Annotated in this window: 26 protein-coding genes and 2 pseudogenes; 21 read left to right on the top strand and 7 right to left on the bottom strand. The window is 41.4% G+C overall.

Features of this window, described 5'->3' with window-relative positions; all coding sequences use genetic code 11:
• Nucleotides 1–231, top strand: coding sequence for a YneF family protein (locus QWT69_RS08675; protein WP_317964806.1), 231 nt, complete (start codon nucleotides 1–3; stop codon nucleotides 229–231).
• 63 nt (nucleotides 232–294) lie between these two features.
• Here QWT69_RS08675 and QWT69_RS08670 read toward each other — a convergent pair whose 3' ends face one another.
• Complete coding sequence (locus QWT69_RS08670) at nucleotides 295–1224, bottom strand: alpha/beta hydrolase (protein WP_317964804.1); 930 nt, start codon at nucleotides 1222–1224, stop codon at nucleotides 295–297.
• 15 nt (nucleotides 1225–1239) lie between these two features.
• The gene (locus QWT69_RS08665) at nucleotides 1240–2142 is read right to left on the bottom strand and encodes a hydroxymethylglutaryl-CoA lyase (protein ID WP_317964802.1); all 903 of its coding nucleotides are present in this window, start codon (nucleotides 2140–2142) and stop codon (nucleotides 1240–1242) included.
• Nucleotides 2143–2247: 105 nt separating this feature from the next.
• On the opposite strand from QWT69_RS08665, the gene QWT69_RS08660 reads away from it, so the two are divergent.
• The 3 genes from QWT69_RS08660 to QWT69_RS08650 all read left to right on the top strand — a co-directional run bounded on the left by QWT69_RS08660 (nucleotide 2248) and on the right by QWT69_RS08650 (nucleotide 4221).
• Nucleotides 2248–3432, top strand: a complete 1185-nt coding sequence (locus QWT69_RS08660) for an acetyl-CoA C-acetyltransferase (RefSeq protein WP_317964800.1) — start codon at nucleotides 2248–2250, stop codon at nucleotides 3430–3432.
• 25 nt (nucleotides 3433–3457) lie between these two features.
• Nucleotides 3458–3706: a YqkE family protein gene (locus tag QWT69_RS08655; protein ID WP_317964798.1), complete on the top strand. Its 249-nt coding sequence runs from the start codon at nucleotides 3458–3460 to the stop codon at nucleotides 3704–3706.
• A gap of 356 nt (nucleotides 3707–4062) precedes the next feature.
• A complete protein-coding gene (locus QWT69_RS08650) occupies nucleotides 4063–4221 on the top strand; it encodes an aspartyl-phosphate phosphatase Spo0E family protein (RefSeq protein ID WP_317964796.1) in 159 nt (52 codons plus the stop codon).
• 39 nt (nucleotides 4222–4260) lie between these two features.
• Here the strand turns inward: QWT69_RS08650 and QWT69_RS08645 are convergent, their stop codons facing one another.
• Nucleotides 4261–5355 carry a branched-chain amino acid aminotransferase gene (locus QWT69_RS08645; protein ID WP_317964794.1) on the bottom strand — a complete coding sequence of 365 codons (1095 nt, stop codon included), beginning with the start codon at nucleotides 5353–5355 and terminating at the stop codon, nucleotides 4261–4263.
• A 200-nt stretch (nucleotides 5356–5555) separates the two neighbouring features.
• On the opposite strand from QWT69_RS08645, the gene QWT69_RS08640 reads away from it, so the two are divergent.
• From QWT69_RS08640 to QWT69_RS08625, 4 genes are all read left to right on the top strand, one after another.
• Nucleotides 5556–6683 carry an NAD(P)/FAD-dependent oxidoreductase gene (locus QWT69_RS08640; protein ID WP_317964792.1) on the top strand — a complete coding sequence of 376 codons (1128 nt, stop codon included), beginning with the start codon at nucleotides 5556–5558 and terminating at the stop codon, nucleotides 6681–6683.
• A 77-nt stretch (nucleotides 6684–6760) separates the two neighbouring features.
• Complete coding sequence (locus QWT69_RS08635) at nucleotides 6761–7858, top strand: PfkB family carbohydrate kinase (RefSeq protein WP_317964790.1); 1098 nt, start codon at nucleotides 6761–6763, stop codon at nucleotides 7856–7858.
• Nucleotides 7855–8763 (top strand): pseudouridine-5'-phosphate glycosidase, encoded by a 909-nt coding sequence (locus tag QWT69_RS08630; RefSeq protein WP_317964788.1) that lies wholly within the window; start codon nucleotides 7855–7857, stop codon nucleotides 8761–8763. Before QWT69_RS08635 ends, QWT69_RS08630 begins: the two co-directional genes overlap by 4 nt.
• A 74-nt stretch (nucleotides 8764–8837) precedes the next feature.
• On the top strand, nucleotides 8838–9599 hold the full coding sequence (locus QWT69_RS08625) for an exodeoxyribonuclease III (RefSeq protein WP_317964786.1): 762 nt from the start codon (nucleotides 8838–8840) through the stop codon (nucleotides 9597–9599).
• A gap of 41 nt (nucleotides 9600–9640) precedes the next feature.
• On the opposite strand, the pseudogene QWT69_RS08620 reads toward QWT69_RS08625, so the two are convergent.
• A pseudogene (locus tag QWT69_RS08620) lies at nucleotides 9641–9919 on the bottom strand (general stress protein); the annotation flags it as partial.
• Nucleotides 9920–10589: 670 nt separating this feature from the next.
• On the opposite strand from QWT69_RS08620, the pseudogene QWT69_RS08615 reads away from it, so the two are divergent.
• A pseudogene (locus QWT69_RS08615) lies at nucleotides 10590–11952 on the top strand (IS1182 family transposase).
• Between the two features lie 260 nt (nucleotides 11953–12212).
• Here the strand turns inward: QWT69_RS08615 and QWT69_RS08610 are convergent.
• The 3 genes from QWT69_RS08610 to QWT69_RS08600 all read right to left on the bottom strand — a co-directional run bounded on the left by QWT69_RS08610 (nucleotide 12213) and on the right by QWT69_RS08600 (nucleotide 15074).
• Nucleotides 12213–13589 (bottom strand): IS4 family transposase, encoded by a 1377-nt coding sequence (locus QWT69_RS08610; protein ID WP_317964784.1) that lies wholly within the window; start codon nucleotides 13587–13589, stop codon nucleotides 12213–12215.
• 269 nt (nucleotides 13590–13858) lie between these two features.
• The gene (locus QWT69_RS08605) at nucleotides 13859–14056 is read right to left on the bottom strand and encodes a hypothetical protein (RefSeq protein WP_317964782.1); all 198 of its coding nucleotides are present in this window, start codon (nucleotides 14054–14056) and stop codon (nucleotides 13859–13861) included.
• Nucleotides 14057–14171: 115 nt separating this feature from the next.
• Nucleotides 14172–15074: an aldo/keto reductase gene (locus QWT69_RS08600; RefSeq protein ID WP_317964780.1), complete on the bottom strand. Its 903-nt coding sequence runs from the start codon at nucleotides 15072–15074 to the stop codon at nucleotides 14172–14174.
• Nucleotides 15075–15176: 102 nt separating this feature from the next.
• Between QWT69_RS08600 and QWT69_RS08595 the strand changes: the two genes are divergently transcribed.
• The 12 genes from QWT69_RS08595 to QWT69_RS08540 all read left to right on the top strand — a co-directional run bounded on the left by QWT69_RS08595 (nucleotide 15177) and on the right by QWT69_RS08540 (nucleotide 25692).
• Nucleotides 15177–15722 carry an NUDIX hydrolase gene (locus QWT69_RS08595; protein ID WP_317964778.1) on the top strand — a complete coding sequence of 182 codons (546 nt, stop codon included), beginning with the start codon at nucleotides 15177–15179 and terminating at the stop codon, nucleotides 15720–15722.
• Nucleotides 15723–15782: 60 nt separating this feature from the next.
• Nucleotides 15783–16295, top strand: a complete 513-nt coding sequence (locus QWT69_RS08590; protein ID WP_317964776.1) for a hypothetical protein — start codon at nucleotides 15783–15785, stop codon at nucleotides 16293–16295.
• An 85-nt stretch (nucleotides 16296–16380) separates the two neighbouring features.
• Nucleotides 16381–16839, top strand: a complete 459-nt coding sequence (fur, locus tag QWT69_RS08585) for a ferric iron uptake transcriptional regulator (RefSeq protein ID WP_317964774.1) — start codon at nucleotides 16381–16383, stop codon at nucleotides 16837–16839.
• An 80-nt stretch (nucleotides 16840–16919) separates the two neighbouring features.
• A complete protein-coding gene (xerD, locus tag QWT69_RS08580; protein WP_317964772.1) occupies nucleotides 16920–17819 on the top strand; it encodes a site-specific tyrosine recombinase XerD in 900 nt (299 codons plus the stop codon).
• Nucleotides 17820–17853: 34 nt separating this feature from the next.
• A complete protein-coding gene (deoB, locus tag QWT69_RS08575; RefSeq protein WP_317964770.1) occupies nucleotides 17854–19047 on the top strand; it encodes a phosphopentomutase in 1194 nt (397 codons plus the stop codon).
• A 14-nt stretch (nucleotides 19048–19061) separates the two neighbouring features.
• Entirely contained in the window at nucleotides 19062–20360 is a 1299-nt protein-coding gene (locus QWT69_RS08570; protein ID WP_317970995.1) for a pyrimidine-nucleoside phosphorylase, read from the top strand.
• Nucleotides 20361–20651: 291 nt separating this feature from the next.
• Nucleotides 20652–21002 carry an anti-sigma factor antagonist gene (locus tag QWT69_RS08565; protein ID WP_317964768.1) on the top strand — a complete coding sequence of 117 codons (351 nt, stop codon included), beginning with the start codon at nucleotides 20652–20654 and terminating at the stop codon, nucleotides 21000–21002.
• The gene (spoIIAB, locus tag QWT69_RS08560) at nucleotides 20992–21438 is read left to right on the top strand and encodes an anti-sigma F factor (protein ID WP_317964766.1); all 447 of its coding nucleotides are present in this window, start codon (nucleotides 20992–20994) and stop codon (nucleotides 21436–21438) included. The genes QWT69_RS08565 and spoIIAB overlap by 11 nt, the downstream gene beginning before the upstream one ends.
• 3 nt (nucleotides 21439–21441) lie before the next feature.
• Nucleotides 21442–22212, top strand: coding sequence for a SigF/SigG family RNA polymerase sporulation sigma factor (locus QWT69_RS08555; RefSeq protein ID WP_317964764.1), 771 nt, complete (start codon nucleotides 21442–21444; stop codon nucleotides 22210–22212).
• Between the two features lie 20 nt (nucleotides 22213–22232).
• Nucleotides 22233–23681, top strand: coding sequence for a spore germination protein (locus QWT69_RS08550; protein WP_317964762.1), 1449 nt, complete (start codon nucleotides 22233–22235; stop codon nucleotides 23679–23681).
• A gap of 61 nt (nucleotides 23682–23742) precedes the next feature.
• The gene (lysA, locus tag QWT69_RS08545; RefSeq protein ID WP_317964760.1) at nucleotides 23743–25071 is read left to right on the top strand and encodes a diaminopimelate decarboxylase; all 1329 of its coding nucleotides are present in this window, start codon (nucleotides 23743–23745) and stop codon (nucleotides 25069–25071) included.
• Between the two features lie 249 nt (nucleotides 25072–25320).
• Nucleotides 25321–25692, top strand: coding sequence for a GNAT family N-acetyltransferase (locus QWT69_RS08540; RefSeq protein WP_317964758.1), 372 nt, complete (start codon nucleotides 25321–25323; stop codon nucleotides 25690–25692).
• Nucleotides 25693–25696: the final 4 nt, after the last annotated feature.

The raw sequence follows: 25696 nt of genomic DNA, 5'->3' as shown, positions 1-25696 counted from the left end.
ATGGTGTTAGGCACGGGATGGTGGATCCTGATCGTTGTCGTAGCATTAATAGCTGGTGTGGCCCTCGGATTTTTCATCGCTCGTCAATACATGATGAAATATCTAAAAGAGAACCCGCCAATTAATGAGCAAATGTTGCGTATGATGATGATGCAGATGGGACAAAAACCTTCACAAAAGAAGATTAACCAGATGATGAATCAAATGAATAAGATGAATGATAAAAAATAATTCGTTCTTCCAAAAAAAAGACCTTTTTCCGAGTTACTCAGAAAAAAAGGTCTTTTTTCGTTGTTAAGCTGAAGTGAAACCGAATTCCCGAAAGAAATTTTGGACTTCACGTTCGTATTCTTCTGGATTGTCGTTAAATGATTTCGCATGCGCCCCTTTAGGGAATAGTTTCATCAGTTTTCGGTCTTTCTTCAGTTTGAAAAGCTCTTTTGTCATATCAGGCAAAATGAAATCATCTTCCAGGCTATGGATGAATAGCATTGGTTTGGAGATGTTGGATATAACTTGCCGTGGTGATACCAGATTTGTTGTATAACCATCTCTAAATTTAAGTAGCAGATTCGCTATTCTTAACGTCATTGGATTCCGCAACGGTGTATTCGTTCTCATGATATGAAGGATTTGCTCAGTGAAGTCGGAGAACGGACAGTCAGCAATATAAAAATCTACCTCATCATCATGTTCCCCACCATATAATATCATCGTTGCTGCGCCCATCGACTCCCCGTGGATACCGAGTAATGCCCGACTGCCGATACGATCACGAACAGCCGAAACAACTGATCCTAAATCACTTTTTTCATAAAAGCCGAAACTCGTTGTTTTACCGCCAGAATCACCGTGCCGCCGGTGATCATAGACGACGGAGTTAAAACCAAGACGTTCGAACAAGCGAGCGTATTTGATGGAGTTGATTTTATTCTCCGTTACACCATGACAGATAATTACTGTCTTTGTCGTGTCAAGCGGACGCAGGAAAACAGCTCGAAGTGGATAACCATTTGGTGAGTCGACCCAAAAATCATCTTTTCGGACTGATTCATACCAACGTTCATCGAATCTCTTTGCTAAAATTTCCCTTTTTAAAATTAAATCACTGTCTTTTACTTTCATGAACATTAAACGGTTTGTTGCGTAGAATGCAAGGATGGTAAGAATGGCTGTATAAATGCTCCCGATGATTCCTGTGGCGTAGAGGAAGCGCCTTTTCAATCAGCTTCATCTCCTTTAGTGGATCTTGTTCTTATATAATCTGTACATTCCTGTTTCAATCGGATGTGAAACATGTTGAGCAATCGTTTCTACGGCGGCACAAATCTTATCGACATCAATACCTGTTTCAATTCCAAGTGAATCGAGCATATTGACTACGTCCTCAGTCGCTACATTCCCCGTTGCACCAGGTGCAAACGGACAACCACCCAAGCCACCTGCAGACGTGTCGAAACGATCTATCCCGGCCTGTAAAGCAGCAAAAATATTGGCCATCGCCATTTTGCGGGTATCATGGAAATGTGCAGTTATAAGAATTTCAGGGAATTCTTTTTTGAGTTGGAAAAACAGCTCATAACTTTCCACTGGATTCGCCATCCCAATCGTATCTGCGACACTTAATTCATCTACACCCATTGAAACAAATCGACTACATAGATTCAAGACATCTTTCAATTCGATCTTACCCTCATACGGACAATAGAACGCGGTTGAAATACATGCGCGCACAAAGATGCCGTCATGTTTCAATTTAGCAATCACGGGTTCAAGTGCGTCCATGCTCTCTTCAGTCGTACGATTGATGTTCTTTTGGTTAAAAGTATTGCTGACCCCGACGAAAACTGCAATACTGTCTGCATTAGATTCCAATGCAAGCTCGGCCCCTTTTGCATTTGGAGCGAGTACAAATTGTCTGCCGATTCTGTCCGATTTTTCAACTATTGCTTTTGCATCTGCCATTTGAGGAACCCACTTCGGTGAAACAAATGATGTAAGTTCCATTTCGCGGATACCAGCTGCCTGCAAAGAGTGTATGAATTGCAGTTTATCTGTCTCATCCACATGGTTTTTTTCGTTTTGTAGACCGTCTCTAGGTCCTACCTCGATAATTGTTACGTTCTTTGGTAAAATAAACATATCATCCCTCCTATTGATATTGTACTGAAGGGATGACACAAAGAGCAATGAAGAAGATAGAAATCACTCAATTTCATATGTACACAACTGATAGGGGGAAACGACATGTCAAACGAAGTAGTAATTGTCAGTGCCGTCAGAACGGCAATCGGTTCTTTTTTAGGATCACTGAAGGATATTCCGGCAACTGAATTGGGTGCCATCGTCATCAAAGATGCACTTGAACGTGCAGGTGTAAAAGGGGACCAGGTCGATGAGGTCATCATGGGGAATGTACTTCAAGCTGGCCTCGGGCAAAATCCAGCACGACAAGCGGCAATCAAGGGGGGACTGCCTGAATCAGTGGCTGCTATGACGATTAATAAAGTATGTGGATCAGGTTTAAAAGCAGTCCATCTGGCAAGACAGGCAATCATTGCGGGAGATGCGGAAATCATTGTTGCCGGCGGGATGGAAAACATGAGTCAGGCACCTTTTCTTTTGCAAAACGCTCGTGAGGGTTTCAAAATGGGTGATCAGAAAGTCGTCGACAGTATGATATCTGACGGTCTCTGGTGTGCATTCAATGATTACCATATGGGAATTACAGCAGAAAATTTATGTGACCGCTATTCACTTACTCGAGAAGAACAAGATGCTTTTTCTGCAGCTTCTCAAGAAAAAGCATCTGCGGCTATTGAAAATGGTCGATTCAAAGATGAAATCGTACCCGTTTCGATACCACAGCGTAAAGGTGATCCTATCATCTTTGACACGGATGAATATGTTAAAAATGGCACGACAGTAGAAAAACTTGCAAAATTACGTCCGGCTTTCAAAAAAGACGGCAGTGTTACAGCGGGAAATGCTTCAGGTATAAATGATGGTGCTGCAGCATTTGTCATCATGTCTAAAACCAAAGCTGACGAATTAGGTATTACGCCATTAGCGACAATTACTGCGAATGCCAATGCTGGCGTTGATCCAGCTGTAATGGGGATCGGACCTGTACAAGCTGTGAAAAAAGTGCTATCCAAATCAGGCATGAAACTTGAAGACATCGATCTGATCGAAGCGAATGAAGCATTTGCAGCTCAGTCGCTTGCTGTTGACCGGGAACTTGAATTTGATAAAGAAAAACTGAATGTAAATGGAGGAGCGATTGCGCTTGGACATCCAATTGGTGCGAGTGGAGCCAGAATTCTTGTCACATTGCTTCATGAAATGAAACGTCGTGATGTGAAAACAGGTTTGGCGACTCTTTGTATAGGTGGGGGACAAGGCGTTGCAACAATTGTTCAACGTCCTTAACCTTGAATGAAAGAAGGTGAAATGAGTGGCAAAGAAAAAAAGACTGCAAGCAACTCCAGTAAAACGACAGAAGGAAAAAAATATATTCTCTGATGCGCTTGATGATGATATTCTGATGAAACTGAAAGCGGCCAAGAAAGATCTATTAGCCGACGAACAAACAAAAGAGGAAGAACGTCAAGAACAACTTCGAAAAGATCGTGAAGAACGTGAAAAGAACAAAACATTTGCAGAACTGCTCGACGAATACGATAAGGAAACTACAAAATATTGATATTAGTCGGATAGAACGGATGGGGTATGTCCATCCGTTTTTTTGTTCTTTTAAGTCCAAGTTTTTTATAAGGGATAAAATAAGAGAGACGGCACATGCTATCGGTGAATATACTACTGAAACGAGCAACTACCTTCGAAATTATGTTTAAAGATGTTTTCCCTGCATCTATTCGTAGATGTGGTTTAATCATAGATGGAATAGGGTATTCATGAAACATCACCCTATTCCTTTGAATTGTGAACAACTTGTGACAATTTAAATTTAATTGGAAACGATACTCATGATTCGACATTTTTTTTATTCTTCGCCTAGTATGATGAGATAGGGTAAAAACTTGACGGAGGAATAATCTGATGAAAATAGTAACTAAACGTCTTTTATCTTTAATGATCCAAATAAAAAGATCCCAAATGATGAAGAAAGCGACTGACCAAGGTTTTACACATCCAGAAGTCGTCGCATACAGCCAAGAACTTGACACGTTATTAAACCGATATCAAGATATAGCGTAATAAGAAAAGACATACCTGTAGTCGGTATGTCTTTTCCTATTACGCGAGTTTTGCGATTTCATTATTCAGTTGAAGAACCCAACCAAACGGATCCATTTCTTTGCCATTTTGAATATTTGAAAGTGTGTCAAACAGCTGTTTTGCCAATGGGCCAGTCATATTATCGTTGACAATCATTTTATATCCGTCCCAATTCAACTCACCAACAGGAGAGATGACAGCAGCGGTTCCTGTACCAAATACTTCTTCCAATACACCATTCTCATAAGCTTCTTTTATTTCATCTATGGAAATCTTTCTTTCAAATACCGGTATATTCCAATGTCGTAAAAGCTGTAAGATGGACTTGCGTGTGATGCCTTCTAAAATACTACCATTTATGGCTGGTGTGATAACTTCTCCATTTATCTTGAAGAATATGTTCATGCTTCCTACTTCTTCGACATATTTCCGCTCTACTCCATCGAGCCACATGACTTGCGAATAACCTTTCTGATCGGCCACTTGTTGAGCTTTTAGACCTGAGGCATAGTTGCCAGCCGTTTTTGCGCCTCCTGTACCTCCCTTTACTGCTCGCACAAATTCATTTTCAACTAGAATTCGAATCGGATGAATTCCTTCTTTGTAGTAAGAGCCTACTGGCGATAGAATAATGTAAAATTGATATTTCTTGGCAGGTGCTACTCCTAGAAATGCTTCATTGGCGATTACAAATGGTCGTATATATAAGGATGTGCCCCAAGTAGTGGGAATCCAATCTTTTTCAATCTGGATTAATTGAGTAAGAGCATGCAATGCCTGTTCTTCATTTATCCGTGGCATGCAAAGTCGATCTAAAGACATGTTCATCCGTTTCATATTCTCTTCAGGACGAAAAAGTCTGACCGATCCATCATCTGATTTATAAGCTTTCATTCCTTCGAATACCGTCTGTCCATAATGCAATACGATAGATGCCGGATCCAACGTGACTGGAGCATATGGAACAATTCGGTGACTGTGCCAGCCCCTTCCTTCATCAAAATCTGCAACAAACATATGATCCGTGAAATTTCTACCGAAAACAAGTGTAGTCGGGTCGGGTTTTTCTTTTTTTCCTTCACTAAGTTTAATCTGGATGGGGTGTCTGCTCATTTACATCATTTCTCCTTAATTTATAGTAAGTAAAAGTGAGTTCATTGAATAAAACAATTATACTGCAAATTTAGAAAAATGGAAGCGGGTAATTATTTCATTATTGTTACCATTTTGAAAACGTTTCCACTATACGTTAGTTGTCGGTATATAAAATCACTTGTACAATATATATAAAACATAGGAAATAGGTGCAGAAAATGGAGCGTGTAATCATTATTGGAGGAGGAATCCTTGGTGCCTCCGCAGCTTATCATTTAGCGAAATTAGATGTTGAAGTGTTGTTAATCGACAGGCATGATAGAGGACAAGCGACCGACGCGGCAGCAGGAATTATTTGCCCATGGTTATCTCAACGGCGTAACAAACCCTGGTATGCGCTTGCAAAAGCTGGGGCATCCTATTATCCCCAACTTATACAACAACTAACTGAGGATGGGGAAACGGAAACGGGTTATCGTAAAGTCGGTGCAGTAAGTTTACATACTGATATTGGAAAACTGAAAAAGATAAAGGAGCGTGCATTGGAACGTAGAAAGGATGCACCGGAAATAGGGGAAGTAGCATTATTAAACGAAAGTGAAACACAAGCTAAATTCCCGCTTTTGGCTCCACAATATTCATCTGTTCAAGTGAAGGGAGCTGCAAGGGTTGACGGTCGTGCCTTGCGTGACGCCCTACTAAACGGCGCCAAAAAATACGGAGCGGAAATTATCCAAGGGGATGCGAAGCTTTTATTGGAAGAGAATAAGATTGAAGGTGTGTGTGTTAATGGAACCGTGTACCTGACTGAGAAAATCATCATAGCAGCGGGTGCATGGGCGCCCGAGTTGTTTTCTTCATTTGGCTTGGATGTACATGTGAAAGCACAAAAAGCCCAGATTTTACACTTTCGTGAAGACTCAAAAGATACATCAAAATGGCCAGTTGTCATTCCACCAAACGATCAATATATTCTGGCATTTGACGACGGGAAGATTGTAGCTGGTGCGACACATGAAGATGACAAAGGATTTGATGTCCGTCCTACAGTGTCAGGTATACATGAAGTTTTAGACAAAGCGTTAGAAATCGCACCAGGACTATCTGAAGCAGCAGTTGAAGAAATACGAATCGGATTGCGGCCATTTACACCGGGTTTTTTACCGATATTCGGTCCGGTTCCCCAATATCCCAGGATTTTGTTTGCGAATGGACTAGGGGCTTCAGGGTTGACGGTTGGACCGTTTATAGGAAGACAACTAGCTCATATAATTGTTGGACTGCCAACAGATATAGATATAGCAAACTATAAAGTAGATGAATCATTTAGTAAAAGCGTCGAATAAGCAGGGTGAATTATTTTCCTTGAAATATTTTAAACAAAAGTTTATAATGAAAACAAATGTTTAAAGGGGTGATGACATTGAATGAAAGAGAAAAAGCGGTCATTGAATTGATCAAAGCCAACCCTTATCTATCGCAGCAGGAAATGGCAGATGCGTTGCAAGTCCCAAGGCCAACGCTTGCGAATCTAATTTCAGGTTTGACGAAGCGCGGGAAAATAACTGGACGAGCTTATATCCTTGCAGAAGAGAAAGAAATCGTTTGCATTGGCGGTGCAAATATCGATCGGAAATTCCATTTGTATGAAAATACACAATTGGGGACATCCAACCCAGCTGAAATGAGTGTGTCAGTAGGTGGTGTAGCCCGCAATATCGGAGAGAATCTTGGGCGGCTAAATCACCATGTTCGATTATTAACTGTTGCAGGCAATGATTCGGATTGGGAAATGATCGTACAGGAATCGGCTGCTTTCATGGACGTCTCAGATGCCGGAATGTTAATCGGGCAGTCCACAGGCTCCTACTCGGCTGTTTTAGATCCCGCAGGAGAACTAGTAATTGCTATGGCGAACATGAATGTGTATGATTCGCTGTCAACAGAGTATATTGAAGAAAAATCCAGAATTATATCAAATTCTTCGATGATCATCATCGATCTCAATTGTCCGAAAGACACAGTTACCGCTGTTAAGTCCATTGCAGAGACAAATGGAATACCATTAACGATCATTCCTGTATCCTCTCCAAAGATGAACCGCATGCCGGTAGATTTGAAAGGTGTATCCTGGTTCATATGCAATCGAGACGAAGCTGAGACGTATACAGGTCAAACGATTGACAACGATGAAGATTGGAAAGAAGCCGTGCATAAATTATTAGAATTTGGTGCGGAAAACATTGTTGTTACAGCCGGACCTAAAGGTGTTATGGCTGCCTCTAAAGGTAGCGATGCAAAGCGGTTCAAAGCAGTCGAACCGACAGCTATCGAAGATGTGACAGGAGCAGGAGATGCATTTGTATCTGGTGTGCTGCATGGCTATTTGCAAGGCGCAGATCTGGAAGATAGTATACAAACAGGTTTGCACAATGCTGCTAAAACACTTGAATGTTCATTTACCGTACGACCTGAATTGACAAAAGAGCGTTTAACTACAGAAATGGAGGAATACAAATGAAAAAATATCTATCCTATTCAGCAGAAGTCCAAGAAGCAATGAGCACAGGGAAACCGATAGTTGCTTTAGAGTCAACAATCATATCACATGGTATGCCATATCCTCAGAACGTGAAAACTGCTAGAGAAGTTGAACAAATTATTCGAGATAATGGTGCTGTACCCGCTACGATTGCACTAATCGATGGTGAGATTAAAATTGGTCTATCTGACGACGAACTTGAGATGTTCGGAAATAGCCAAGGAGTTGCGAAAGCATCCCGTAGAGATCTTGGCTATCTACTAGCGACTAAACAGCTAGGGGCAACTACTGTTGCAGCAACGATGATTTGTGCAGATCTTGCAGGTATTCGTATTTTTGTAACAGGAGGAATCGGTGGAGTTCACCGTGGGGCTGAAACGACAATGGATATTTCAGCAGATTTGGAAGAACTCGCGCAAACCGATGTTGCAGTGATTTGTGCAGGTGCTAAATCCATTTTAGATATCGGGTTGACGCTCGAATATCTTGAAACAAAAGGTGTTCCTGTTGTTGGATATGGAACAGACATGTTGCCGGCATTCTATACGCCGGAAAGTGAGTTTACTGTCAATTTCCGTGCTGATAATCCCGAAGCGGTAGCGGATATGCTCCGAGTTAAATGGGATCTTCAATTGAAGGGTGGAGCTGTCATTGCCAATCCTATTCGGAAAGAAGATGCGATTGAAAAGGAATTCATTGACAATATCATTCAGCAAGCTTTGACTGAAGCACATAATAACGGCATCAAAGGAAAAGATGTCACACCTTTCATGCTTGGTAAAGTGAAAGAATTGACAGAAGGGCGCAGTTTGGATGCGAATATTGCATTGGTTAAGAATAATGCAGTAATTGGAGCACAAATTGCTGTAGCTTTTAACGCATAATAATGAAGGTGGAAGAGGAATCAGCTCTTCCACTTTTTTGTTGAGAGATTTGATTTATCTAGGGGGATTGGGCGATGAAGCTAATATCGTGGAATGTGAATGGTTTACGTGCTTGCGTAAAAAAAGGGTTTCTTGACTATTTTCATGATCAGAATGCTGATATTTTCTGCGTTCAGGAGACGAAATTGCAAAATGGACAAATTGATCTAAAACTTACTGGTTATCATCAATATTGGAATTACGCTGTGAAGAAAGGGTATTCAGGCACCGCAGTTTTCACAAAAGAGAAACCGTTAACGGTTAGGTATGGTGTAGGTGACTTGGAGATGGAAGACGAAGGAAGAATACTGACATTGGAGTTTCCGCAATTTTATCTTGTGAATGTATATGCACCTAATGCGCAAAGAGATTTGGCAAGGTTGCCCTTTAGATTGGACTGGGAAACAAGAATGAGAGCGTATCTAGTTAAATTGGACGCAGTGAAGCCGGTGATTCTATGCGGTGATCTAAATGTTGCTCACAAGGAGATCGATATTAGGAATTTTAAAACGAATTATGGTAACTCCGGCTTTACAGTCGAGGAGCGAGTGGAGTTGACGGCTCTACTAGATGAAGGTTTCATTGATACATATCGTGTTTTTTATCCCGAACGTGAAGGAGCTTATACATGGTGGTCCTATATGACCAAAGTTCGCGAGCGCAATATTGGATGGAGAATTGATTATTTTATCGCTTCCGAAAGATTGAGGCGAAAAATAACTGGTGTAGACATACATTGTGCGGTTATGGGAAGTGATCACTGCCCAATTGTGCTGGAAATGGATCTCAGCGAATAAAAAGCTGAGAGGGAATCCTCTCAGCTTCGTTCACGTTACTTATTGTCTCTTTGTTGAGCGCGTGCTTCTCCGCCTTTTCGTCCAATCGTTTTATAGAAATCATTATCGTGATTTTGAGCAGTTGCTTTTCCACCTTTTCGGCCAATTTCTTCATAGAAATTGCTATCGTATTTTTTAGCGGTTGCTTCTCCGCCTTTTCTACCTATTTTTTCATAGAAGTCTTTGTCGTGTTTCTTTGCAGTTGCTTCTCCACCTTTTCGTCCCGCTTCTTCCAATGACATCTTCGTGCGCTTGTTTTGATTGTTATTGTTTTGTTGCATCATATAAATATCTCTCCTTTTAAAACTACTTATTTTATTTTTCTCTACAGTGTTTCTATTACCTGAATAGTAGTTAGTTAAACGGATTTAGAACATTCATTAGATTTGAGACAGAAATGTCATGAACGTAATATACGGTATGTAAAAGTTAAGTGGTTTAATAAAGGATAATCTTGAGTAGTTACCAACAAATCGAAAACTTTATAACTCATCACGAATTTCAATAAATTCGTGATGAACGGTTTGGTTATAAGAAAAAATCAATTGGTAAATGACGTCTAAGCTATCAAATATGATGTAAAAAGATTGTTTGTCGTAAAGGAGTGCAGTTTTTAGTTGTAATCGTCCAATAGAAAACTTTCTTGTAGTAATAAATCGTTACATATTAATAAAATTTCTTTAAAAAACGCAGCCCCTTTAAAAGGGGCTGCACAGACTGTAGACAAACTCCATGAATTTGGGTGTTTGCCTACAGTCTTTTTTCTTTTAAAATAGAGATAAAGCTACAATGTTGATTTCCGCTACGAGCGGACGCTTTCCGCGGGCACGGCTTCAGCCGCTTCCCTCGCTGCGCTCAGTCCAGGGTCTTCAGCTCGCGCTGTTCCCGCTGGAGTCGCCGCTCTCCGCTCCCATCAACGGTGTTTCCTATTAAATGAATGAGGTGATGGATATGATGACAAAGAATCAAATCAATGAACGTGAACAGTTGGAAATGCTGACTATAGAGCAGTTGGTTCCTCAAGAACATCTGGTGCGCAAACTGGATGCGGCAATTGATTTTTCCTTTATCTATCCATTAGTTGAAAATCTTTATTCAACCATTGGGAGACCCGGCATTGATCCTGTAGTACTGATCAAAATGACATTCATCCAATATACCTTCGGCATCCGTTCCATGCGTCAAACAATCAAGGAGATTGAAACGAACGTGGCATATCGCTGGTTTTTAGCCTTCGGCTTTCATTCAGAGGTTCCTCACTTCTCCACGTTCGGAAAAAACTATGTCCGTCGCTTCGCAGATACAGATCTGTTTGAGCAGATCTTCTATAAGGTTTTAAACGAGGTGGCAAATCGCGGACTTCTCAGCCCGGATCATGTCTTTATTGATTCAACCCATGTTAAAGCGAGCGCGAATAAGAGAAAGTTCGAGAAGAAGGTTGTTCGTAGAGAGACACGGGCTTATGGAAAAAAAGCTCCAGGAGGAGCTCAACCTCGATCGGGAAGAGCATGGGAAGAAACCATTCCCACAGGAAAAGTTTGAAAAGGAAGAGTATAAGGAGATTAAGGAATCGACAACAGATCCTGAAAGTGGTTACTACGTAAAAGATGAACGGACAAAGCAGTTTGCCTATTCTTTTCACGCAGCTACGGACGAAAAGGGTTTTGTACTCGCAAATATCGTAACCCCAGGAAATGTTCACGACAGTAAGATTCTTGAACCGTGTCCAGAAAATCATCGACCAAGTAGGACGACCAGTCGTCGTTGCCGCTGATGCAGCTTACAAGACACCAGCAATCGCCAACTTCCTTTTAGAGAATCAGGTTCTTCCTGCACTGCCGTACAAACGACCAATGACAAAAGAAGGCTTCTTCAAGAAACACGAGTATGTCTATGACGAACACTATGACTGCTATCTCTGTCCGGAAGGACAGGTTCTTACATACCGAACAACCACAAAGGAAGGATACCGCCAGTATGCATCAACTCCTTCTATTTGTGAATCGTGCCAGTAATTAGCCAATGTACGGAGAGTAAGAATCACCAAAAGATGATTCAACGTCATATCTGGCAAGATTACTTGGATGTAGCGGAGGACTTGCGTCACAATCATGAAATTAAAGAAATATACGGAAGGCGTAAAGAGACGATTGAGCGTGTCTTTGCCGACGCCAAAGAAAAGCATGGCATGCGATGGACAACCCTAAGGGGACTTAAAAAATTGTCCATGCAGGCGATGCTGACTTTTGCTGCCTTAAATCTTAAGAAGCTCGCCAGCTGGACATGGAGGACGCCGGTTGTAAATATCACTTGAATCCTCAAGAGTATTTAGTTGATTGGAGTGCAGGGCGGCGACTCCTGGGGGATCAGCGAAGCGCGAAGACCCCGCAGGAGCAACGCGACGAGGAGGCTGAGGGCAACATAGCTGTCAACTTAAGGACTTGGAGTAAATCTTCCATTATTTAAGCCGGACTGAAGATAAAATAGGTTTGCTCTTTGAAATTAGGGGAATTGAATTGTTGAGATGTTGAGACTACAATTTTCCTTTTTTAGCGAGAGGGTTGATTGTTTTCTCTAATTGAATTGAAGGCGTTGAAGGGCTGTTCCTTTGGATGACTTTGGTTTTCGGGCAGTTTTGATGAGTAGCCTGATTGCCAGACACAAAAAGTCCTTCAACGCCCTCTTTTTGTGGATAAAGATTCGATATAACTTCGGCAAGAATTCTATGGCTACAGTGCGTACGGCGATCATCTCGCTGATTTCCAACTGTTCTTCATCCCAAATGACATTACGCAGTTGATAAGCTATCAGTTGGCTGATGATGATTGCTAGAAGTGTTCCATAAAGATGACAGAGCCACCGTTCTTTCTTCATCACCTTGAATTGATCCACACCGAGGTAGGATTTCCATGTTTTAAAACATAGTTCGACGTGCCATCTCAAACGATATAATTCTACCAACTTTTTTGCGGGAATGGATTCAGGCAGATTTGTCATATAAACTGTTATGCCCGCCAGGTCACTTACAACTTTCTTAGGTTTCTTTCCGGATTTGGTAGTACGCCGGTGAATTTTTTTTAAGCGGTGCTGCCGTTGAGTTTCATCGTGTGAAAACACAATACAACGGGCTGGAAAATGGGAGTCCCTACCAAAATGAACTCCCTCAAGCTCCAAATATTCACCAGGTTCTAGATTTTCACAAAGCTTTACCAGGTCAATTCGTTGATACAGGCTACTTTGAACCACTTTTCCGTTTTGATGATAAGCAGGAAAAGGGTTTTTGAATGCCAGATAGGCATCATTTCTTAGCTTCGTGATAAAAAAGCCTCCGTTTTCCTGCATCTGGCCAAATTGTTCAAAACTGAAATACCCCAAATCTTGCAAACATAAATCATGGTCGTTGATGTAAGCTAAACGTTCAGCACCCTTTCTTGTATCATTCACACGTTGGAAATCAATATCTAAGAACGTAGTTTTACCTGACAAGATATCGTACTCATATTGAATTTTCACAGATTCCTGCTCTGTTTTAACGGCTCGTTTTTTCAAATGATCTGGTACTTCGATAGCTGTCGCATCAAGCACGCGGATGCTTAGAAATGGGAACGGGTCTGCAGAAGAATGAGTAGGAACGTGTTCTAGGAACTGATGATGTAGAATCTCTTGGACAAGGCGTCGAAGAAACAGTGCGGCTTCTGGGGTAAACTTCTTATCTAGGGCAGTTCTACTGATCAGGATATCTTGTTCAATGACTAGTTTTGAACAGAGTTCCTGAATAGAACATCCTGCAAAGTTCCCGTGAAATTGAAAGAGTAGGGCAAGAAAATCACTTGCAGTAACGAGACGCTTTCTTTTAATAAAACCTGTTTCCTTCGCAATTTCATCTACACGTGTTGGTTGGATACTTTCAAAAAGCTGTTCAAGAAGTTGAGTTGTCTGAGATGTAGTCATGAAAAGAACTCCTTTCCAAAAGTTGTTGGTAATTATTACATACCAACATTTCGGAAAAATCACACATTTATCTTAAGTTGACAGCTATGGGCTGAGGGCAAGCCCCCCGGAAAGCGTCCGCCCGGAATGGAAATCAACGTCGTGTCAGTCTAACGTTTATGAGCCAAATGCGTAAAATAAGACAAAAGGGATGGAAATCAATTCGATTTCCATCCCTTTTGTCTACAGTCTGCGCAGCCCCTTTAAAAGGGGCTGCATTTCTAGAACTATTATTTACTATCATCATCCATGTCGACTCCATCATCGACACCATCATCCACGTCTACATCTACATCTGCCGGCGGATTATTGTCTACATCTACATCTACATCGTCCTTGCCGTCACCACAAGCTGCGAGAAGCCCGACTGATAAGAATGTTGCTGCTCCAAGTTTCATCCATTTTTTATCTTCTGTTAATAGTTTCATTTGTGATCTCCTCCAAGTTTTATAATTAATGTAGCTTACTTGTTAGATACCCGGCGAAGATTTAATTAATCATTACGTTTGTGTTACACAAATATTTCTGAAGTGTAATGGGCCGTTACGGACGATGTTCCGTATATTGATGAATGACCAAAGCAGCGGAAATGTCATCTAGCATCTTTGAATCGACATTTTTCTCATAGGCGATAATCGAATCTAAAAGTTGACCTGTTGAACTTGCTCCAACTATTGCCGACGCAACAGCCTCATTGTGTAGATTGAATGCGATAGCAGAAGCATGGACATCTTCGAATTGGTGATGAATGATTTTTAACGTTTCTTGGAGTTCGACGTTTCCGAATTCCGCAAATCCGTTCGCTTTTTTCAGTCTTCCAATTCCTTCAGCTGTTAACAAGCCTTTTGCCAATGTGCCACGGGTTAATATGGATGTATTATGCTTTTGTATAGAAGAGAACCATTCTTCTGGCCTGCGATCAAGCATACTGTATTGCATCATGACTGATACAGCCGTACTCTTTTCCAAGAAGCGTCTGATAACATTCGGTCGGATAGAAGAGATTCCGTATTGGCGAATGAGCCCTTCCTTTTTTAAGCTGTCGAATGCATCAATCACCTCATCCGCATCGTCCTCCATTGTGCCGCCGTGTAGTTGATATAAATCGATATAATCAGTGCCTAGCCGTTTTAAACTGCCTTTTACAGCTTCTATTATATGATGCTTGGAAGGATCCCAAGTCCATCCATCCTGACCCGGAATTCTCCGGTTTCCTACTTTCGTAGACAGAATGACTTTATCACGTCTTCCCTTTAAAGCTTCTCCGACGATTGACTCGTTATTTCCCGATGCATATAAGTCAGCTGTATCAAAGAAATTGATATCTGCCTCGAATGCTGCATCAATAATATTTTTTGCTTCAGTTGGATTTTCAGGTAAAGACATACAGCCTAGTCCAAGTTCCGATACAAACATGCCGCTGTTTCCCAGCTCTCTTTTTTTCATAATTGCACCTCCGTATTTTGGTCAACTTAACTATTAATGGTACAATCATGCCTAGAAAAGTGAAAGCATTAGTACTTACCTACTTATGAAGGAGTGTTGGAAATGAATCGATTTGAAGAAAAAACAATTTCATCAACGAATGTCTATAAAGGCAGAGTAATCGAACTAAGACTAGAAGAGGTGGAGTTGCCAGATGGTAATCATGCTTTAAGGGAGCTAATTGATCATCCCGGAGCTGTCGCGGTCCTCGCCATTACTGATGATAATAAAATCGTATTTGTAGAGCAATACAGAAAAGCATTAAATCGTTCCATAATCGAGATTCCCGCCGGTAAAATTGAACCGGGGGAAGATAAAGAGTTGACCGCTATCCGTGAGCTTGAAGAGGAGACCGGTTATGGATCACGTGCATTCACATACATACAATCGTTTGCCACATCACCAGGATTTGCGAATGAAATCATTCATATTTACTTGGCTCGTGATTTGTACAAAGTAGAGAATCCCGCTCCTGGTGATGAGGACGAATTTATCCGCATCCTTGAATGCACTATAGAAGAGGCAAAACAAATGGTTCAGGAAGAACAAATCTATGATGCTAAAACAGCCTTTGCGATTTTGTATGCTGAAAAACTTCTCGATTTTTGAGCTATTTTCGAACGGACAAGCATACGATGAACAAACGATGTGAAGGTGAAGGTGAAACCTATGGTCCGTTCTTTATCATTTATCCATCTATTCGTCATATTGTCTATAGGATATATCGGCGGTGCACTATTATTCCGTGAGATACCTCTGGAAGCTTCAGAAAAATGGATTCTTTTTTTTGATCCGCGAATCGTGTCTTCGGGAGAGGGAAGCCTGTTAAAACCTATATTGACGACAATCTTATTTTTTTTAACGGCATTCGGACTATCATTCAACAATAAAACGCGCCATGCAATTCTTTTAATCGGTGCGGTCAAGTGTGTGATTTTTGGATTATCATCTTCCTATTTGCTAGCTTCCGGGATGGCACTACTAGTGTACACGGTCTGGTGGTTCCCGTTTCAACTGCTAGGTTGCCTCTTGTTTCTAGTATATTGCACTGTTCTGAGTCCTCCTTATTTTAATAGAATATCGAGAAGACAACGGAATTTAAGAGCTGTACCAGTCTTGCTAGCAGCCTATGCCATCATCTTATTAGTCGAAATGACACTCTTCCATCTACTAGTGAATTGAACAAAATGTATGTAACTCTTTCCTTTATGTTGTCACACTCAACTACCATTTGATATAATGGTTTCAGTGTTGAGGGGGGCGTCGTATGGAAAGCCGGATTGAACGGATCAAGAAGCAATTGCACGGGGCCAGCTATAAGTTGACGCCTCAGCGGGAAGCTACGGTCATGGTCCTTCTGGAAAACGAGGAAGATCATTTAAGTGCTGAAGATGTGTTTTTACTCGTAAAAGAGAAGGCACCGGAAATAGGACTTGCGACAGTCTATCGTACATTGGAATTATTAACAGAACTTAAAATTGTCGATAAGATAAATTTTGGCGACGGTGTATCCCGATATGATTTGCGAACTGAAGGGGCATCGCGTTTCCATCATCACCTCATCTGTATCGAGTGCGGAAAAGTTGCTGAAATCCAAGAAGACCTTTTAGGGGACGTTGAGAAAATTGTCGAAAGTCGTTATGGCTTCAATGTAAAAGACCATTGGTTAACATTCCATGGTATTTGTCAAAACTGTAAAACGTCAGGAACAAACAATGAAAAGTGAAATGGGGGATGGCGAAGCGCTGTCCCTTTTGTCATTTGTAAAAAAAGGAGAGAAGGCGATATGCATTTCGTCAATTTACTATGAAGGATGCCCGATTTGCATTGGAAGATTACGTGCACTTTCTGAAAATCGAACGTCAACTATCTCAAAATACTATTTTCTCCTATAAACGTGATCTCGATAATTATATTGATGCGATGGAAAAGAATGGTTTACAAACAATTTCACAAATTGACAGATCTGCAATACTGAATCATTTGCACCGCATGAAAGAAGAGGGTAAGTCGTCGCGAACGATTGCCAGGCATATCTCTTCAATCCGTTCATTTCATCAGTTCATGTTGCGTGAGAAAGTTTCGACTGAAGATCCTACTGTTCATTTGGAAATGCCGAAACTTGAACAAAAACTCCCGGAAGTTCTATCTATTTCGGAAGTGGACAAACTTATTTCGATTCCTGAAGAAGGCAAGCCTCAAGGTAAACGTGACATAGCACTTTTAGAACTGTTGTACGGCACAGGGATGCGCGTCAGTGAGCTAATTGGTTTGAATATGGATGATGTCCACATTTCCATGGGGTTTGTGAGGGTCTTTGGAAAAGGCGGCAAAGAACGAATCATTCCACTAGGTGGCGGAGCAGTGAAAGCGTGTTCAGTGTATACAAGAGATGCACGACCGAGCTTTGTTGCCAATAAACCCGGTACAGACGCCTTTTTTGTGAATATGAGAGGATCAAGGTTGACCCGTCAAGGATGTTGGAAAATACTTAGAGGATATGCAGTGAAAGCGGGTATACATAAAGAATTGACTCCACATATCTTACGTCATTCTTTTGCAACCCATCTGATTGAAAACGGAGCCGATATACGGGCGGTTCAGGAAATGCTCGGACATGCGGACATTTCCACTACTCAGATTTACACCCATGTCAGCAAGTCTAGACTGAAAGATGTATATGTGAAATTCCATCCGCGCGCATGAAGTGATGGAATGGATAAAAATTGGAGGGATACACATGGAACAGAAAAATTTCAAACGGGTACATTTAATTGTTTTGGATTCTGTAGGAATCGGTGAAGCACCTGATGCAGAGCAATTCGGTGATCTAGGAGCTGATACCCTTGGTCATATAGGTGAAGCAATGGGCGGCTTGAAAATGCCACATATGGGTCGTCTAGGCTTGTCGAACATTAAAGAAATCCAAGGCATTTCGCCTGATGAAAATCCGATTGGCCTCTTCGGGAAAATGCAGGAAGCATCTGTCGGAAAAGATACAATGACAGGTCATTGGGAGATGATGGGGCTTAATATTGATAAGCCGTTTAAAGTCTATCCGAATGGATTCCCACAGGAGTTAATCGATGAATTGGAAACTCGTACGGGCAGGAAAGTCATTGGCAATAAACCAGCAAGTGGTACTGCAATTATCCAGGAACTTGGTGAAGAACATATGAAGACTGGTGCAATCATCGTATACACATCTGCTGATCCCGTGCTTCAGATTGCAGCACATGAGGGAATTATCCCGATTGAAGAACAATATGAAATCTGTGAAATCGCAAGGGAAATCACTTTGCAGCCTGAATTTCTGGTAGGTCGTGTCATTGCCAGACCGTTTGTGGGAGAACCGGGTAACTTTATCCGTACGACTAATCGTCATGATTATGCATTAAAGCCATTTGATAGGACAGTCATGAATGAAATGAAGGATGCCGGATTCGATGTCTTGGCTGTAGGGAAAATCGCTGATATCTTCAACGGAGAAGGCGTCACGGAATCAGTACGTACTGTGAGCAATATGGATGGAGTAGATAAACTGCTGGAAGTTATGAAATCTGACTTTCACGGTATGAGTTTTACGAATCTTGTTGATTTCGACGCATTATACGGTCACCGAAGAGATCCAATCGGTTATGGTAATGCATTGCAAGATTTTGATGAACGTCTGCCTGAAATTATGCAGGCACTACGGGAGGATGATTTGCTTATCATCACTGCAGATCATGGGAATGACCCGGTCCATAGTGGAACCGATCACACCCGTGAATTCGTTCCGCTGCTCATCTATTCACCATCATTTAAAAAAGGTGGCTCAATGCCGTTGCGTAAGACATTCTCTGATTTAGGAGCGACAATTGCTGATAACTTTGCTGTCAAAATGCCGCAATTCGGAGAAAGTTTTTTATGTTCATTAATTGAAAAGGTGTGATATCTGTGTTCAGAATGGTTGACATTATTGAGAAGAAAAGAGACGGGGAAAGACTATCTAAAGAAGAGATATCATTTTTTATCGATGGCTATACTGCTGGGACGATTCCTGATTATCAGGCAAGTGCTTTGTTGATGGCGATTTACTTCAATGGAATGTCTTCAGAAGAACAAGGCAATTTGACACTGGCGATGGTCGAATCCGGTGATCAGATTGACTTATCAGATATAAGCGGCGTCAAAGTCGATAAGCATTCTACAGGTGGGGTCGGCGATACGACAACATTAATATTAGTTCCATTAGTGGCGGCATGCGGCGTACCTGTAGCTAAAATGAGCGGAAGAGGATTGGGGCATACCGGAGGAACACTGGATAAACTGGAAGCAATTGAAGGATTCCATATTGAATTAACGCAGGAACAATTCGTCAAACAAGTGAATGATTTGAAACTAGCTGTAATCGGCCAGAGTGGTAATTTAACACCTGCTGATAAGAAGCTTTACTCATTGCGTGATGTAACAGCAACCGTTAACAGCATTCCACTTATTGCAAGTTCGATTATGAGCAAGAAGATTGCAGCAGGGGCAGACGCGATTGTCCTCGATGTGAAAACGGGGGACGGAGCATTCATGAAAACGGTTGAAGATGCAGAAGCTCTGGCGCATGCAATGGTTTCAATTGGCAGACAAGTTGGACGAAATACGATGGCTGTCATCTCAGATATGAGTCAGCCGCTCGGATTTGCGATTGGCAATGCCTTAGAAGTGAAAGAAGCGATTGAAACATTGCAAGGACGTGGGCCTGAAGATCTAACAGAACTCTGTCTCGTACTTGGCAGCAAAATGGTTGTCGCGGGCGGCAAAGCAGAATCGATAGATGAAGCGCGTCTATTACTTGAAAAAGTAATAGAAGACGGGTCAGCATTAAAGCTATTTGGTGAATTGATCGATGCACAAGGGGGCAATAGTGAAATCATTCATGACACATCTTTATTGCCTTTTGCAACCTATGAAATTAATGTTCCCGCATTGACGACAGGTTTCGTTTCGAAAATGGAAGCGGATGAGATCGGAGTCGCAGCAATGGTATTAGGAGCTGGTCGGGAAACGAAAGATGATGACATTGATTTAGCGGTCGGAATCATGCTTAAGAAAAAGATTGGCGATGCGGTTCGAGAAGGGGAAACGATTGCAGTCATCCATTCGAACAGAGAAGATGTTTCAAAATCCATGAAACTCATTCAACAGCATATTCATATATCTAAAGAGGCGCAAAAAAAGCCTGAATTGATCTTACGAATGATAACCGAATAACAGGACTGTAAAGCCATTTCATCATCCATTATACGGATGATGAAACGGCTTTTTTATTTACGATGAATTAAATACCAATTGAATTACTACTGTACTCTTGCAACTATTTGGTGACTAATTGCGGATTATTTATCCAATGTATGTGTAAAAAGCGTTTTAAATGGAAAGGCTTTTAAAGGCGAGCAAGTATGTCGAATCATGAGAGAAAGATGTAAGAAGTGACTAGTTTTGTCGTTGAAAAGGGTTTTGTTCTTAGTATGTTGAATGTTCCGCTAGAGGGAGGGATTCAGCATGGCTGATATTAATCAAGTTGGCGATATTGTAGTAGTAACGTTAGCAGGCGAGCTAGATAATCTTGAAGCGAATAAAATCCGTTCAACAATCTCGTCTTCGATATTTACAGGTACTGTAAAGGCGGTTATTTGGAATTTAAGTAAACTCGGATTTATGGATAGTGCGGGTATTGGTTTGATACTTGGGAGGATGCGCGATTTAGCACCTTATAAAGGGGAAACGTTCATTTTGAATCCATCCCCGACGATGGAGAAAATCTTTAGTTTTTCAGGATTGGCTTCAACTATCAGACATGGCACGGTCGAAAGTGTACTTGGCGAAATCGGAGGGGTACTGCATGAGAAATGAAATGACATTATCATTTGTCGCGATTGAAGAGAACGAAGCGTTAGCAAGGATGGCATTAACATGTTTTATCACACCCCTGGACCCGACATTGGAAGAAATCTCGGAATTCAAGACAATCGTATCCGAGGCCGTCACGAATGCCATTATCCATGGATATAATTGCGATGGTCAAAGTCTTGTCACAATCCATGCTGAGATGGATGGCTCAAAAGTGAGTATGACAGTAGAAGATCAGGGCGAAGGAATATTTGATGTCGAACAGGCTATGGAGCCGATGTTCACGACCAAACCTCTTATGGAACGGTCAGGTATGGGGTTTACAATTATGGAAAGCTTTTCAGATAACCTTTCTGTAGATTCGACTCCAGGAAACGGAACGATTGTACGCTTCGAGAAAATGTTTTCTCCGGTTACGGAAGCAAGCAGAATGAGGTGACCGATGGATACGTCTGTTGAGAGACAAGATGCCCTATTGTCCCAGGAAAAAATGAGAATCCTTATTCAGCAATCGCAAGACGGCGATAAAGAAGCTAGGCGTATGATGGTGGAAGGGAATACAAGGCTTGTCTGGTCCATCGTGCAACGATTCGCTTCCCGTGGTGCGGACTTGGAAGATCTGTTTCAGATTGGCTGTATTGGATTGATGAAATCAATCGATAAATTTGATTTGTCTTATGAAGTGAAATTTTCCACTTATGCCGTACCTATGATTGTTGGAGAAATTCAACGATTTTTAAGAGATGACGGTATGGTTAAAGTAAGCAGATCGATTAGGGAACTAAGTTTTAAAATCAGACATGCCACTGACGATTATGTGAAAAAACATGGAAAATCTCCTTCAATTTCAGAAGTAGCTGAAATTCTGGAAGTAACAGTGGATGATATTATTCTCGCATCAGATGCATTGCGGGATCCAGCTTCACTTCATGAACAGCTTTATGAAAGTGAAGGAGATAGTCTTACATTGATGGATCAGTTGAAGGATGAACGGTCTGAAAGATTTTTTGATCATATTCCACTACGTGATGTTGTGTCCAAATTGAATAAGAGAGATCAGACAATCATTTACATGCGCTATTATTTAGACTGTACACAAAGCGATATTGCGGAACGGATCGGTATTTCGCAAGTCCAGGTTTCGAGGTTGGAGAAGAAGATATTGGCACAGTTAAAAGAGTGGATGAGTGCGCAACCAGAAGAATTGACATAATAGCGAGGACGGATTGATAAATGGCTAAATTATTCACATCTGTGAAAGAAGCGGAAGAATGGTTCCAAAGCAAATTTGGAATAGACGAAACTTTTGATGCCACATTTAAAAGTATCCATCTGTGGGGAATGCCTGTCGGGTTATTTTATATAAATGGCCTGGTAGACGGGCAGACGCTCACATCGCTGTTGACGGAAATGCAGGAGAACTATCGTAATTCGGATGAGTATCGCGAAAACCCTACTGATTTTCTGACATACTTTCCTTATCATGCGCTATCAGATGTAGATGAAAGGGAAAAATTTTTAACAGATATATTGAGTGGGCAAGTCGGCTTTGTTATTCCGGATGGGTTCACTTTCATAGGAGATATCAGAAATTATCCAGGCAGACAGCCTGAGGAACCTGATACTGAAAAAGTGATTCGAGGTGCAAGAGATGGCTTTACTGAGAATATCATTCTGAATACGGCTTTAGTCAGAAGAAGACTCAGAACCGAGAATCTGCGATTTGAAATGCATCAGACATCATTGAACAGTAAGACGGATGTCGCCATTACATTTTTGAAAGAAGCGGCAAGTGAAGAACATCTGGATTATATTAGGAAAAGGTTAGATGACATTAAGACCGACGGCTTGACGATGACAGATAAGTCACTCGAGGAATTTCTCTTTAAACAAAGTTTCCATCCGATGCCTTTCGTCAGGTATACAGAACGTCCCGACATTTGCGCTGCACATCTTTTGGAAGGACATATCGCGATTATCGTTGATACTTCACCATCTGTCATACTTGTTCCGACGACCTTATTCCATCATTTGCAACATGCGGAAGAATATCGGCAGGCTCCGTTCATCGGTACCTTTGTCCGCTGGATTCGTCTATTAGGGGCTACGCTAAGTCTCTTTCTTCTTCCGCTCTGGTATTTACTGTCTACGTACCAACAGTATTTACCGCTATCCCTAAGTTTCATCGGACCGGATGATCCTGGGACTGTTCCTTTGATCATACAAGTACTTATTGCGGATGTAGGGATAGAAGTTCTTCGTATGGCAGCAATTCATACACCTACACCAATGTCCACCGCCATGGGACTGGTAGCGGCAATCGTTATTGGACAAGTGGCAATCGATGTAGGACTTTTCACCGCCGAAGTGATTTTGTATGTGGCTGTCAGTGCGATATTCACATTCGCCATACCTTCTTATGAATTAAGTATCACAACCAAGGTTTTTCGATTATTCATTCTAATTTTTACAGCGATTTTTGGAGCGAGCGGGTTTTTCTTAAGTGTTGTAGCTCTATTTTATTATCTTGCGGCACTAAAGCCGATGGGTACTCCCTATCTATGGCCGGCAGTACCGTTCTTTCCAAAAGCAATGACAAGAATACTCATAAGATATCCTATGACGGTCGACTCGCCAAGACCGTTCATTACAAAATCTCCTGATCGTAATAGGCTTTCATAAGATTGCTTCCAACCTTTGAGATATGATAAAGTTTTATCTATATGACTTGGAGGAATGGAATATGCATCTTTACGGAACACAATCTGTGAACAATTTAGGCCATCTGACAATTGGCGGCGTCGACGCTGTAGAATTAGCAACTACGTATGGAACACCGCTGCTTGTATACGATATTGCGTTATTCAGGCAACGGGCTAAAGCTTTTAAGGAAACGTTCAAGCAGGCGGGCATAAAAGCGCAAGTCGCTTATGCGAGCAAAGCATTTTCTTCTATCGCGATTTATGAGGTTGCAAAACAGATGAATCTCTCGCTGGATGTTGTCTCTGGGGGCGAACTTTATACCGCGGTAATGGCAGATTTTCCACGGGAGAAAATCCATTTCCATGGAAACAATAAAAGCTTTGAGGAATTACAATACGCTTTTGATGAGAAAATCGGATGCATCGTCATCGATAATTTCTTGGAAATAGAACTAATAAAGGAGATTTCAGAAGCTCGTCAGCAAAGTATGAATGTTCTGTTGCGTGTAACACCAGGTGTCAATGCATCAACACATGATTATATTACAACAGGTCAGGAAGATTCGAAGTTCGGTTTCGATTTGAAGAACGGCCAGGCAGATGATGCTTTTTTGAAATTGTTTAACCATCCCTATATAACTGTTTTAGGAATGCATTGCCATATCGGTTCTCAAATTTTTGAAACGGCTGCTTTCCGACTTGCAGCAGAGGCACTAATGGAGAAAATGGTTGAATGGAGAAAAAAGTTTAAATTTGTCTGTCCGGTTCTTAATCTGGGTGGAGGTTTCGGTATACGCTATACGAGCGAAGATAAACCTCTTCCACCTTCAGATTACGTTCAGGAAATGGAGAATGTTGTACTATCCATGACGCGCGAACATAATTATCCTTTACCTGAAATTTGGATCGAACCTGGTCGCTCACTTGTCGGGGATGCAGGGACAACACTTTATAAAACCGGCAGTACAAAGACAGTGCCTGGAACTAGGACTTATGTCGCTGTTGATGGCGGGATGTCTGACAATATTAGACCAGCCCTTTATGGAGCGAAATATACTGCTGTTTCCGCCGGAAAGATGATGGATCCTCATTTGGATAAAGTGACGATTGCGGGAAAATGCTGTGAATCAGGTGATAAACTTATTGAAGATACGTATCTTGCAGAACCGGTAGAAGGAGATATCGTTGCTGTTTTCTGCACAGGAGCGTACACTTATTCTATGGCGAGCAATTACAACCGCCTCCCTAAACCGGCAATTGTCTTCTGTGAGGATGGAGAGCATCAGCTCATAGTCCGCAGGGAGACCTATGAAGATATTATCAAACTTGATATTCCGCTTCAAAAAACGGATAGTGGTAAATTGTCATGAAGAAGCCAAATATGATACTATTATTAATCCTAGTGATCTTAGCGCTTATCTGGGGTGTCGTATACTGGTACTTTATTGCCCCTTTTTCATTGCCGAATAAATGAACTTTCCCGATCATTGAAAATGATTGACGTATCGGGTACGATAAATTCTATAAAGCTTTTAATTGTTTGAATGAGCGAAAATGCCTGTTTTTCAAGTTTATCCGGCATTGCAACTTAAGGATTTTTTTGAAAAGAAGGGATTTCAATGACACTTTTAAGATATAAGAAGGCATATGAAAAAATAGCCATGGGCTTACTCTCCTATATGCCGGGGGAAAAAGCCGTTAAGAAACTTCAGGAACTCGTCCATCAATATGAGGAAAATGAATCTTGGCAGTTATTCCTATTGAAAAAGGGCGAAGACTTTATTGGAATCATTGGTATTTCATTGGATGAAACTACTTACACAGTCATGCACATTGCAGTGAATCCTTCCTTTAGAGGTGAAGGCGTTGGCAGGGAAATGATAGACATGATTGGACAAGTGTTTCCAGAACTTGAGTGTAAAAGCACCGATGATACGGAGTCTTTCTTGCAAAAGTGTAAACAGAATGACAATGAATCCAAAATGGAATAGAAAA

It is taken from the genome of Sporosarcina oncorhynchi, from assembly GCF_033304615.1.
Classification (GTDB): domain Bacteria; phylum Bacillota; class Bacilli; order Bacillales_A; family Planococcaceae; genus Sporosarcina; species Sporosarcina oncorhynchi.
The sequence above is the reverse complement of the archived record's forward strand: the minus strand, read 5'-3'. Positions and strand labels throughout refer to the sequence as shown.

Excerpts from the sequence above, each read along its gene's own strand:
- QWT69_RS08675 (WP_317964806.1), top strand. The coding sequence starts at position 1 with ATGGTGTTAGGCACGGGATGGTGGATCCTGATCGTTGTCGTAGCATTA.
- QWT69_RS08665 (WP_317964802.1), bottom strand. The coding sequence starts at position 2,142 with ATGTTTATTTTACCAAAGAACGTAACAATTATCGAGGTAGGACCTAGA.
- QWT69_RS08660 (WP_317964800.1), top strand. The coding sequence starts at position 2,248 with ATGTCAAACGAAGTAGTAATTGTCAGTGCCGTCAGAACGGCAATCGGT.
- QWT69_RS08650 (WP_317964796.1), top strand. The coding sequence starts at position 4,063 with ATGAAAATAGTAACTAAACGTCTTTTATCTTTAATGATCCAAATAAAA.
- QWT69_RS08645 (WP_317964794.1), bottom strand. The coding sequence starts at position 5,355 with ATGAGCAGACACCCCATCCAGATTAAACTTAGTGAAGGAAAAAAAGAA.
- QWT69_RS08640 (WP_317964792.1), top strand. The coding sequence starts at position 5,556 with ATGGAGCGTGTAATCATTATTGGAGGAGGAATCCTTGGTGCCTCCGCA.
- QWT69_RS08630 (WP_317964788.1), top strand. The coding sequence starts at position 7,855 with ATGAAAAAATATCTATCCTATTCAGCAGAAGTCCAAGAAGCAATGAGC.
- QWT69_RS08625 (WP_317964786.1), top strand. The coding sequence starts at position 8,838 with ATGAAGCTAATATCGTGGAATGTGAATGGTTTACGTGCTTGCGTAAAA.
- QWT69_RS08610 (WP_317964784.1), bottom strand. The coding sequence starts at position 13,589 with ATGACTACATCTCAGACAACTCAACTTCTTGAACAGCTTTTTGAAAGT.
- QWT69_RS08605 (WP_317964782.1), bottom strand. The coding sequence starts at position 14,056 with ATGAAACTATTAACAGAAGATAAAAAATGGATGAAACTTGGAGCAGCA.
- QWT69_RS08600 (WP_317964780.1), bottom strand. The coding sequence starts at position 15,074 with ATGAAAAAAAGAGAGCTGGGAAACAGCGGCATGTTTGTATCGGAACTT.
- QWT69_RS08595 (WP_317964778.1), top strand. The coding sequence starts at position 15,177 with ATGAATCGATTTGAAGAAAAAACAATTTCATCAACGAATGTCTATAAA.
- QWT69_RS08590 (WP_317964776.1), top strand. The coding sequence starts at position 15,783 with ATGGTCCGTTCTTTATCATTTATCCATCTATTCGTCATATTGTCTATA.
- fur (WP_317964774.1), top strand. The coding sequence starts at position 16,381 with ATGGAAAGCCGGATTGAACGGATCAAGAAGCAATTGCACGGGGCCAGC.
- xerD (WP_317964772.1), top strand. The coding sequence starts at position 16,920 with ATGAAGGATGCCCGATTTGCATTGGAAGATTACGTGCACTTTCTGAAA.
- deoB (WP_317964770.1), top strand. The coding sequence starts at position 17,854 with ATGGAACAGAAAAATTTCAAACGGGTACATTTAATTGTTTTGGATTCT.
- QWT69_RS08570 (WP_317970995.1), top strand. The coding sequence starts at position 19,062 with ATGGTTGACATTATTGAGAAGAAAAGAGACGGGGAAAGACTATCTAAA.
- QWT69_RS08565 (WP_317964768.1), top strand. The coding sequence starts at position 20,652 with ATGGCTGATATTAATCAAGTTGGCGATATTGTAGTAGTAACGTTAGCA.
- spoIIAB (WP_317964766.1), top strand. The coding sequence starts at position 20,992 with ATGAGAAATGAAATGACATTATCATTTGTCGCGATTGAAGAGAACGAA.
- QWT69_RS08555 (WP_317964764.1), top strand. The coding sequence starts at position 21,442 with ATGGATACGTCTGTTGAGAGACAAGATGCCCTATTGTCCCAGGAAAAA.
- QWT69_RS08550 (WP_317964762.1), top strand. The coding sequence starts at position 22,233 with ATGGCTAAATTATTCACATCTGTGAAAGAAGCGGAAGAATGGTTCCAA.
- lysA (WP_317964760.1), top strand. The coding sequence starts at position 23,743 with ATGCATCTTTACGGAACACAATCTGTGAACAATTTAGGCCATCTGACA.
- QWT69_RS08540 (WP_317964758.1), top strand. The coding sequence starts at position 25,321 with ATGACACTTTTAAGATATAAGAAGGCATATGAAAAAATAGCCATGGGC.